This window comes from Mesorhizobium sp. M0833 (assembly GCF_040319905.1).
Lineage (GTDB): Bacteria > Pseudomonadota > Alphaproteobacteria > Rhizobiales > Rhizobiaceae > Mesorhizobium.
In genome coordinates this window covers 1-9,504 of record NZ_JAMYOQ010000064.1, presented here as the reverse complement: position 1 = coordinate 9,504, position 9,504 = coordinate 1, and the positions used below count along the sequence as shown (strand labels likewise).

The following is a 9,504-nucleotide window of genomic DNA, read 5'->3' as shown; positions in this document are numbered from 1 at the left end:
GCTGTGCTGCTAACTTCGCTCGTAAGGGCGACCTTAAGAGCGCAGCCTCGCTACCGTGCCGTCCTCTCGCAAGGCGGCCTTCGCCGGAGGGTATCGCGCCACCGTGACGACTGCCAAGTTCGCTTGCCCCATGAGGGCCCGCATGAGGCCAGCGGCGTTGCGGTGGCCGTGAGTTCCAGACGGGATACAGGAAGATGCGCCACGGACATTTCGGCCAAGATGCGTGGAGAACGTAGTGCAGGCAGATATTGCTAAGGAACGGCGAAATCACCCAGCCTTGACCCGTTCCCCTGTCATTTCTTGCCGTTCTCCCGGCGCACCTTCATAGGATCTGAACAGTTCGCCAGTTCGATCGCCGCTGCCGCGCACTCGCTATCCTCCGATTCCCTTCGGAGCCAGTGAGGTGCACGCGTGAATTTCCCTCCTTTATTGCGAGGCGCCTGGCCTCCGCGGCGGATCAGATGCCCTCGAAACCAATGGGCGAAAGATCATATGACAATGATGAGGAGCTTGGAACTGTCGACAGTCAATGGGATGGATTATCGCAGCACTTGCTTGTGACAGACAATGGTAAATCTCTCCATGCTGCCTTATTTCGACTAAGTCTGTCGACCCCAATATACTTCTCGAGCCGCATCCTGTACCATTAGTTAGTTCTATCTGTTCGATCTGCAACCATTTGTAATGCTCCCCAAGGAACATCTTAACCGATCTTCCACTAAAATATGGAAGCAACGCCGAAAAGTATCCGTCATGCAGATGGTCTGCCCTAATCAAGAAAACATTCGACTCGTGCGCCCCCTCTATCGAGATCTTCAAGGGTGAAAAACGTGCATTCATATCTTCTTTAGATAAATTGAGCTTAAATCTCTCTTGCACCAGCGCGCTGAATGTGAAGTCAAGTCCCAAGCTGCGCGTTTCATATGTGCCCAGCCGATAGGGTGAAGGAAGGCGCCTGACAGCCTTCAAGGCACTTTCTTGATCATAGATCGTCTCCTTACGATCTAGTCCCACACCGTTGTCGTGTTGAAAGTCCCTGAAATATTCCAGCTCCGCTTCAATAGGCATATACACATGACGGAATAGGGCTGCATGGGCGGATCGCTGCAAAATAGAAAAATCGTGCGTGACGCCAGACTTGGTAAAGAACGACACGGCGTCATTGATGAAGCGCACGCATTCAGATTGAATTTTCTCGACCTTCTCGTACTGCTTCTCACTGAGCTCAATATTCTCGAGAACTGGCTTTCCGTTCAAATCATAATTCCGAACCGCTCCTTCCTTAAGTGTGCAACATTGCTCAAACAAATCGTATTTCCACGTAGATGTTGTAATGAGTGCTTTTCTTTTCGCCGAACGGTAAGATTCGTCTGAGGCCAGAAGATAGTGACCCAATATGTCTACTTTCATTTCGTCTTTAAAGGTGCGGGTCAAATAGTCCAGGATCGTGCCGCCATAGCCAATGTCTGCCAAAACAATGGTATCCCCTTCCTCCAACTCTAATTCACTTGACATATAACGCCTCAATCTGGAACGCAAAGCAGACGACTTCTCGAATATGAGCTCCACCACATCGCCATCGCGCAACAACTGATGGAACGTTGTTTGTGGGTCGGCAGATTGATGCGCAATCCGTATTAGCAATTCTGTCAATTCGGGCGGAAGCAAAAGCTGTTTCGCAGTGGACTGAAACCTCGCTGTTCCAGGCTTGATCCCGCTGAGGTAGTAATCGACATCGGCGCTAGATTTGAAAGATGCCGCAACAGCTACGAATGTGCCTATTCGTGCCAACTGGCCAATGGGCCTGCGCGCATACGCTTCACACGCAGCTGAAAGAAGATAAGCATCCCGCAACAGAAAGAGGACCTTGACTCGTTTGCCTCTCTGTTTTAGCGCCTCCACCTCATCCACAAGAAAACGGGCGTAGGCGTATAGCGCCGGACCAAACGACATGTAGCCGATCACTGTCTCAGGCGCATCTGGATGCAGATCTTCTGCAGAGAACACAGGTCGAAATGGACTATAGCACGGCAGAACAACTGCTTTCGGCGCGGCCTCTTCCAGTACAATCAACGAAGATGCCGCGTGCTGTAGGCGCAAGAAGTCTGAGACCCTGCGATCAAACGCCACGAAATGCAGAGCACGTACACCCAATTTTCGCGGGACTTGCGCATCCGATACCTCATTGTCGCCGATATGAAGTATTTGCGACGCAAACACGCCGCACTCTCTGATTACAATCGGGAAAAGGGCACCACTCTTCGGCGTCCCATAGTCAACAGAGCAGTAAATTTTACTGATTGCGTTCATAACGTCTGGAGGCAAATGCCAAGCCAACAGGCGGCTTAACTGGCCTTCGCGCAAATACATATCGCTCACGATGATAATTTTGATGCCACGGGTGTGCGCCAGCCTGATCAGTTCTACGTACGGTGAGAATGCAAAGCAAACATGCATCTCGGTCTGGATTTCCGCCTCGGCCAAGAGCTCCCGTTCCTCACCAGAAAGCGACGCAAAATGTCGATAAATGTCAGGGATATCAATCTCCCCGGATCCTTTCTCCAAAAGCTTTGCTCGATAGGCACGCGCCGCAGCACTAATCCGTTGGTCGGAAGTTACCCCTAAGCTTCGGGCGATGGGATTATCGGCCAGCACGGCAAAAACATCTTCAGGTGTCGCTGTCTTGCGCCACAGCAACGTATCGAAACAGTCAAGTGAGAGTACCTTTATAGAATCCCCAAATCCATCCAGTATGGTAGGAATGTCATGGACCTTTATTTGCGCCTTATGATGCATATCACGCATGTCACTCCGGAGCAGGCGATCCTCCGGTCTTTGCGGTTGGGTGGTCTTATCTGTTAGACCTCCCCCGTGTGAAAACATTCCATCAGCATGACCGATGGACTGATAGATCTCATCTCTGGGAAGTCGCGGTACGATCCCGCCATAGAAATCCGGATAAAACATATCGTCCATGCTGGACCTTTTGGACTGACCAATACTGGTTTTCTCTATCTTGTCGGCCAAGCGCTCCACTATAGGCTGCATATCTTTTCTCCCTGAGTGTGTCTATTGCGCAAGCACAGTTTTTGTCGCTGATCACCGCTCACTTGTCGTCCGTTCTTGGACCTCTGCCCTTAGCCAAAGTGTCGAGATCAGCGGCAACCGCTTTCGCTGCAGAGTTTCCAACCGGCCAGGCAATTAAAGTATATAAATGTCTTGAACAGGTGAGGGACTTGGGTTACCTAGGGCTGTAGAGCGACAATACAGGGTCGTGCCGCAAGGCGAACCATATCTCATCGTTTACTGCTGCTCTTGGAACTTACCCAAGATTAAATAGCATAACTATTGATTTATTGCATATGACTGCTTACGTGTTACCAAACATTTCGCCGAAGACTATCATTCTTGCCTTTTTCCGTCAACGCAGCGACCTAGACGCTAATTTTTTCGCCAAGTATCTGATTATGTTGAAAACAACTCCCTCTGACGCGCATAGGCTTTGTGATATTTTGATAAAGAAATTTTAAAGTTGATGCAGGTTGAGTAAGCAGTAGCTCCATCCGACGCAGCATAGTAACTGGCGAGAGATACACCGTTTGCGCCTTCGTGCGGCAGGGCAACCAGCACTCGTGGCGATGTCACGTTGTCTGGTCTGTCGGGCGAGATGCCGCATGGATTGGCCAAGGGCCACGATATCGGGCGCCAGTTGGTCCGCGTCTGGGTCCGCAAGTATGAGGAAGGCTACAGCATGAGGGACATTAGCGGCGGCAGGAAATCAACGAGGCCATTCTGCAAATTGGGGAAGTAGAGCATCCGATCAAGCAGATCGCCAAGCGAACCGGGCACAGCCGCAAGCTCGTCCGTAGGTCCTGCGCGGCCGGCGCTTCGATGTGTTCCGCGTCCGACAAAGCTCGCTTGAGCAATGGCTCCCCTGGCTGGAACAGCCGTTGGGGCAAGGTGCGCACAACGCTTCGACGTCCTGGCGCGAAATGCGCGAGAAGGGCTTCCGCGGCCAAATCGGCGAAACTGGGGAACTTTACTTCGGCACTTTGGACTTCGAACGGCATGGACATAGGACGGATCAGGAGGGCCATCCGGACAGGAAGGCTTGGGCCTGGTCCCTCCATCGACAAGGCGGCACTGTGCGAGCAATTGGGTGTCTCGCGGTTCCCGGTCGCCGCCGCGATCAATCGCCTGGCGTTCGAGCGGCTGGTCGTGGTCCAGCCCAGCATGGCTCGTTCGTGGCCAAGACAGTGCTCAAAGCGATAGGCCAGTTTCTCCATGCCCGTGCCATCGAAGGCGATCTCGCGGCGGAAGTGGCGTCCCGGCAACCGCCCCCTGCTCGCCGCCCTGCGGGCGAACCTTCGCTATCAGTCGACGGCTGTTGCAGCCGACGACCGGAACGGCTTGTACCAATTAGACGTCGAATTCCATCAACTGCTCACGCAATGTCTCGGCCTCGATCATGTCGGCGAGACACTCGGATCGCTTGGCATCCATCTCGAGCGTGTCCGCCGCAAGCTGATGACTCGGGAGGACCGCCATCGACCCGAAGAGCATCGCGCGGTTTTCGAAGCCGATCGGCGAGCCGGAGGCGGCGGGCCGCCATGCGCAATCACCTCGACCATACCGCCGTCATGCTGGAACTCTTCGCCTGGCAAAATCCCGCCCTTCTCGGATAGAAAGAATGCCCCAGGTGGTCACCGGCGCCGGCAAGGGCATTGGATGCGGTCACGCTGATGTTCGCCTGCACTGGCGTTAACTGCGGCGCGTTCGCACATCCGACCGGACTGACGACGTTCGGCTCGATCGGTAAGGGTCACAAGCGTGCGCCGCTTTGCCTGTCGAAGATGTGAACCCGGCGCGGATCGATCCTTAGCCTTACCTCTTCACCCGGACGGACGGTGAGTCTTTCCTTGACGATGGCGTCGATGGCGTCCTCGCCGAGCTTGGCAAAGATCTGCGTCTCGGAGCCGGTCGGCTCAACCACCGAAACCGTGGCGGGCAAGCCGTCGGTCGCGATATCAATATGCTCGGGACGTATGCCGTAGATGACCGGCTGGCTGTCCTGCGCCCTACCCCCCTCGACCGGCAGCACGCAACCGGCGTCCGATACGAAGACCTGCCTGCCGTCCTTCGCATCGATCTTGCCCTTGATGAAGTTCATGGCCGGCGAGCCGATGAAGCCCGCGACGAAGACATTGCCCGGATTGTCGTAAAGATCGAGCGGTGCGCCGACCTGTTCCACCTTGCCGTCCTTCATCACCACGATCTTATCGGCCATGGTCATCGCTTCGATTTGATCATGGGTAACATAGACGATCGTTGTGCCGAGGCGTTGATGCAGTTCCTTGATTTCGACGCGCATCGCGACACGCAGTTGGGCGTCGAGATTCGATAAAGGCTCATCGAACAGGAAGACTTCTGGGTCGCGCACAATGGCGCGTCCCATAGCCACACGCTGACGTTGCCCGCCTGAAAGTTGTCTCGGAAACCGGTCGAGCAGCTTGCCCAGATCAAGAATATCGGCAGCTTTCTTCACCTTGGCGTCGATCTCGGCCTTCGGCCTGCCCTTGATCTTGAGCGAGAAACCCATGTTGTCGCCGACGTTCTTGTGCGGATAGAGCGCATAGTTCTGGAACACCATCGCTATGTCGCGGTCTTTTGGCGGCACATCGTTCACCACCCGGCTGCCGATGCTGATCTCACCGCCCGATATCCCTTCGAGACCGGCGATCATGCGCAGCAGGGTAGATTTTCCACACCCCGACGGACCGACAAGAATGACGAACTCGCCATCGCCAATCTCAACATTCACGCCATGGATGACCTGGGCGTTTCCATAGCGCTTGACGATGTTCCTGACGGTTACCTGAGCCAACTCGCATCTCCTACTGGGACAAAGCAGTCTTGTTTTTGAGGCGAATGAAGCCGTCTTATGCTCATGCGAATCCTCGCTTATTCTTTGACGCTCGACATCGCGACCGAGTCGGTGAAGAAGCGTTGGAAGCCCAGCAGGATGACTGCAGGGATGAGGCTTAGAATGGTCGATGCGGCGAAGATCTGGCCGTAGTCGCTGGTGTGCTCCCCCACCATCATACCGAGGGTGATCGGGGCAAGGAACATGTCCTGCCGCGTCGTGACCAGAAGCGGCCACAGATAAGCCTGCCACTGGCTATTGAAAATGATGACTCCGGCGGCGATGAGAGCCGGACGTGAAAGCGGCAGGAATATCTCGAGGAAAATCCTTAGCCACCCGGCTCCATCGATTTGAGCGGCTTCAATCAGCGAACGCGGTATGGCGAGGAAGAACTGCCTCAGCAGGAAAATCACGATGCCGCTGCCCACGAAGGGCATGATCAGTGCGATGTAGGTGTTCTGCAGGCCGGCGCGTGCGAAGATGGCCGACAAAGGAACAGCCACGACCTCCTCGGGTATCAAAAAGCTGAAGACGATCATGGCGAAGATGACCTCGCGGCCGCGCCACTGCATGGCGCTTAACGCGAAGGCTGCAGCTGCGCAGACCAGCAGCCCCACGACCACCGTACACGCGGCCACGACGATCGAGTTGATTAATCCCGTCCGGAACGCTCCGCCGAGCGCGCTACCAAAATTTGTCAGCGTCGGCCGTGGCGGGATGAAGCTGCCAATGGAAAGCGGATCGAGCGAGGTGAATATCTCGCCACCGGGCCGGAGGCTTCCGGCAACCAGCCAAACGATCGGCAGCATAAAGCCGGCGGCGACGGTGATGCCAAAAAGGAGCTGAACCATGCGGCCGACCCCGGCCGAGCTTTGTTCTCTGGCGCTCACAGTTGCTTCTCCCGCGATAGCAACCGAAACTGGATGAGGATGATGACCATCATGATGACCATCAACGCCAACCCTTCCGCAGCAGCCAGTGGCACGTCATTGAAAAAATAAGCCTGCTGATACACGTCGAACATGACGAGCTGCGTGCTACCGTTGGGCCCGCCTCGGGTAAGTATTGCGATCGGAGCAAACAGCAGAAATGCGGCCACCGTGTCAGCGACGATCACAAAGGCCAGCGGCCGACGCATAAGCGGGATAGTGATGTGCCACACCGACGAAAGCTTCCCAGCCCCATCGATCGATGCTGCCTCATAGAGATCGCGAGGAATGTCCTTTAGGCCACCGATGAGGAACATCATCCAGAAGCCGACTCCGACCCATGAGCTCATGACAATGATCGACATCAGTGCCTGGTCTGGCGATGTGAGGAACGGCTGAGCACTGAGGCCCAGAGACGTCAATAGAGCATTTGCCAGTCCCTGCGGGCGGTATGCAGCGCCCCACAGGATGGCTGCGACGCTCGATGGGATGAATACCGGAAGGAACACCAAGACACGCAGAAGCGAAACGACCCGCGAGTTTTCGGCAAACAGTAAAGCAAGGCCAAAAGCGATTGCCGTCTGCAGCGGCACGGTCACCGCAACAAAGGTTAGGGTGGCGTGCAGGGTCTTGGCAAATGAAGGCGCCGTGAAAAGGAACTCGAAATTATCGAGCCCGACGAATTCGCCGTCGGGGCCGGACAAGCTCTGCTGAATGAGCCAACCTGCTGGCAACAACCGAAACCCGATGAGGGCAACCAGAGCCGGCGTTAGGAAAAGGAGCGGCGCTATAGCCGCTCTCCAGTTTGAAAATAACCCAACTGTGGATACATCCCTGACGCCTGGTCCCTCAGTAATCGCTTCCATCGCCATCGGTCTTAGCGCTCGATGCGCTTGAAACTGCGCTCAAGTTCACGTTGCAGTTGCGGAAACGTCAGAGCAGCATCACTTCCATTGCGGATATCGCTCCATGCACGCGTGACCAGCTCCTCCAGCTGCAGATATCCGAGGGAACGCGGTCGCCGGATAGCCGTATTCGCTAGTTCGTAGCTCATCAAAATATCAACACCCTTCAGGTTGGGATTCTGCTGGGGAATTCGGCTCAGCACTTCGGCGTTTGCTTCGATATTCGCGGATAGATTGCTTCCACCAGAGGCAACTACCGCCCCGTCTTTGTCCAGGCCTGCGTAGTTCAGGAATTCCAGGGCCTGGTCGGCGTTCGGTGTGTCCGCAGCCACTCCCAGATGGAACGATTCAGAAGGCGTCACTGCCTTGCCACCGGCGAAATAGGGATGAGGCGCCGCTGCATAGTCAAGACCATCGACCTTGTTGAAATCGGCAATCAACCAGGGGCCGCCAACAAGAAACGCAATCCGGCCGGCCTTGAACAGGTCGGGCATCTCTTGGCCAGTCGGAGCACGTGAAGCCACGCCATCGGCGAAGAGACTCCCATACCATTTTCCTGCCTGCAGCCAAGCATCGTTGGCCACGTCGACCGTCAGCAAATCGTCACCTTTGACGCCTGGCCCACCACCAAGCGATTCCGTCAGAACCTGTAGCTGGTAATAGCGATCGACCTGCTCGAAGCCGAAGCCCGTCTCGGCTCCGGCCGCCTGCACCTTCTTGGCAAGCTCAATGAGCTTCTCCCAGGTCAGGCGTGCGTCCGGCGAGACACCCGGTGGTTCAACACCGGCCTTGGCCAGAAGGCCCTTGTTGAAGAACAGGAGTTGCGATGACTCCCACATCGGCATTGACATCATCCGCCCGTTGTAAGTAGCGCCCTGCACATCGCTGGGAAACAGTGTGCCTTTGCTTTTTTCTCCGAAAGCGCTGGTCAAGTCTGCTAAAATGCGCAACTTGGAGAACGTCGGGATATAAGTCGGGTCCACAAGGAAGACATCGATTCCGGAATTTCCGGTCCGGAACCGCTGGACTATTGTGTTTTGAAGGTCGGCAAAAGGCACACCTTCGTAAGAAACCTTTACGCCTGACGCCTTTTCGAAGGCATCGAAGAGCCCCTTAAAATCTGCGCCGCCTCCATAGCCGAAAACTCGCAGCTTCTTGTCTTGCGCACTGGCCGGCAACGACCCAAGCAGTGGCAGCGACGAGACCCCCAACATGCCGGTCAAGAAGCTGCGCCGACCCAAGCGATAGCCCATTACAGTCATCCTGTTTCCTCCCTCCCGCCCGTCCTGCGGACCTATAATAAGGGAACCACTCCCTTAGCATCAAAACACACGTTATGTCATTTCTTGCAAGAATGCAATATCCTAATATTGCCAGCCAATAAGTTGCGTGGTACCAATGACTCGGGTTGAGGAGACCGCATGATTCGGCCTGGTAGAACTCCACTTCATATTCAGCTCGCGGACATCATCCGGTCTCAGATCGAAAGCGGCGTCCTCAATCCTGGGGATCAGCTTTCCACTGAGATGGAGTTGATGAAGCAGCACGAGCTCAGCAGCAGCACGGTGCGACAGGCGGTGCTTGCGCTTGTCGGTGAAGGCTTGCTTTATCGACGCGCTGGCAAGGGGACGTTCGTTGCCAAGCGGCACATCGGCCGGGACCTGCTCACTTTTTCAGGATTTTCGGAGGAGGCATTAGCGCGTGGATTCCAGCCGGGTACCAGGCAAATGACGCTCCACTGGCGCCC

8 protein-coding genes are annotated in these 9,504 nt (G+C 55.4%); 3 read left to right on the top strand and 5 right to left on the bottom strand.

Translation table 11 applies throughout. From position 1 onward, the window contains the following. Positions 1-426: 426 nt before the first annotated feature. The gene (locus tag NKH98_RS32390; protein ID WP_352904255.1) at positions 427-3,048 is read right to left on the bottom strand and encodes a hypothetical protein; all 2,622 of its coding nucleotides are present in this window, start codon (positions 3,046-3,048) and stop codon (positions 427-429) included. 843 nt (positions 3,049-3,891) lie between these two features. Here NKH98_RS32390 and NKH98_RS32385 point away from each other — a divergent pair. Together NKH98_RS32385 and NKH98_RS32380 are read left to right on the top strand one after the other, a co-directional pair. Then, positions 3,892-4,272 (top strand): GntR family transcriptional regulator, encoded by a 381-nt coding sequence (locus NKH98_RS32385; RefSeq protein ID WP_352904254.1) that lies wholly within the window; start codon positions 3,892-3,894, stop codon positions 4,270-4,272. Positions 4,273-4,284: 12 nt separating this feature from the next. Continuing rightward, positions 4,285-4,743 (top strand): FCD domain-containing protein, encoded by a 459-nt coding sequence (locus NKH98_RS32380; RefSeq protein ID WP_352904253.1) that lies wholly within the window; start codon positions 4,285-4,287, stop codon positions 4,741-4,743. Positions 4,744-4,822: 79 nt separating this feature from the next. On the opposite strand, the gene NKH98_RS32375 is transcribed toward NKH98_RS32380, so the two are convergent. From NKH98_RS32375 to NKH98_RS32360, 4 genes are all read right to left on the bottom strand, one after another. Next, positions 4,823-5,884 (bottom strand): ABC transporter ATP-binding protein, encoded by a 1,062-nt coding sequence (locus NKH98_RS32375; RefSeq protein ID WP_352904252.1) that lies wholly within the window; start codon positions 5,882-5,884, stop codon positions 4,823-4,825. Positions 5,885-5,961: 77 nt separating this feature from the next. Next, complete coding sequence (locus tag NKH98_RS32370) at positions 5,962-6,813, bottom strand: carbohydrate ABC transporter permease (RefSeq protein WP_352904251.1); 852 nt, start codon at positions 6,811-6,813, stop codon at positions 5,962-5,964. Further along, a complete protein-coding gene (locus NKH98_RS32365) occupies positions 6,810-7,724 on the bottom strand; it encodes a carbohydrate ABC transporter permease (RefSeq protein ID WP_352904250.1) in 915 nt (304 codons plus the stop codon). The genes NKH98_RS32370 and NKH98_RS32365 overlap by 4 nt, the downstream gene beginning before the upstream one ends. A gap of 5 nt (positions 7,725-7,729) precedes the next feature. Continuing rightward, entirely contained in the window at positions 7,730-9,010 is a 1,281-nt protein-coding gene (locus tag NKH98_RS32360) for an ABC transporter substrate-binding protein (RefSeq protein WP_352904249.1), read from the bottom strand. Positions 9,011-9,178: 168 nt separating this feature from the next. On the opposite strand from NKH98_RS32360, the gene NKH98_RS32355 reads away from it, so the two are divergent. Beyond that, positions 9,179-9,504: GntR family transcriptional regulator (locus NKH98_RS32355; RefSeq protein ID WP_352904248.1), on the top strand; the 326-nt coding region annotated here is incomplete at its 3' end.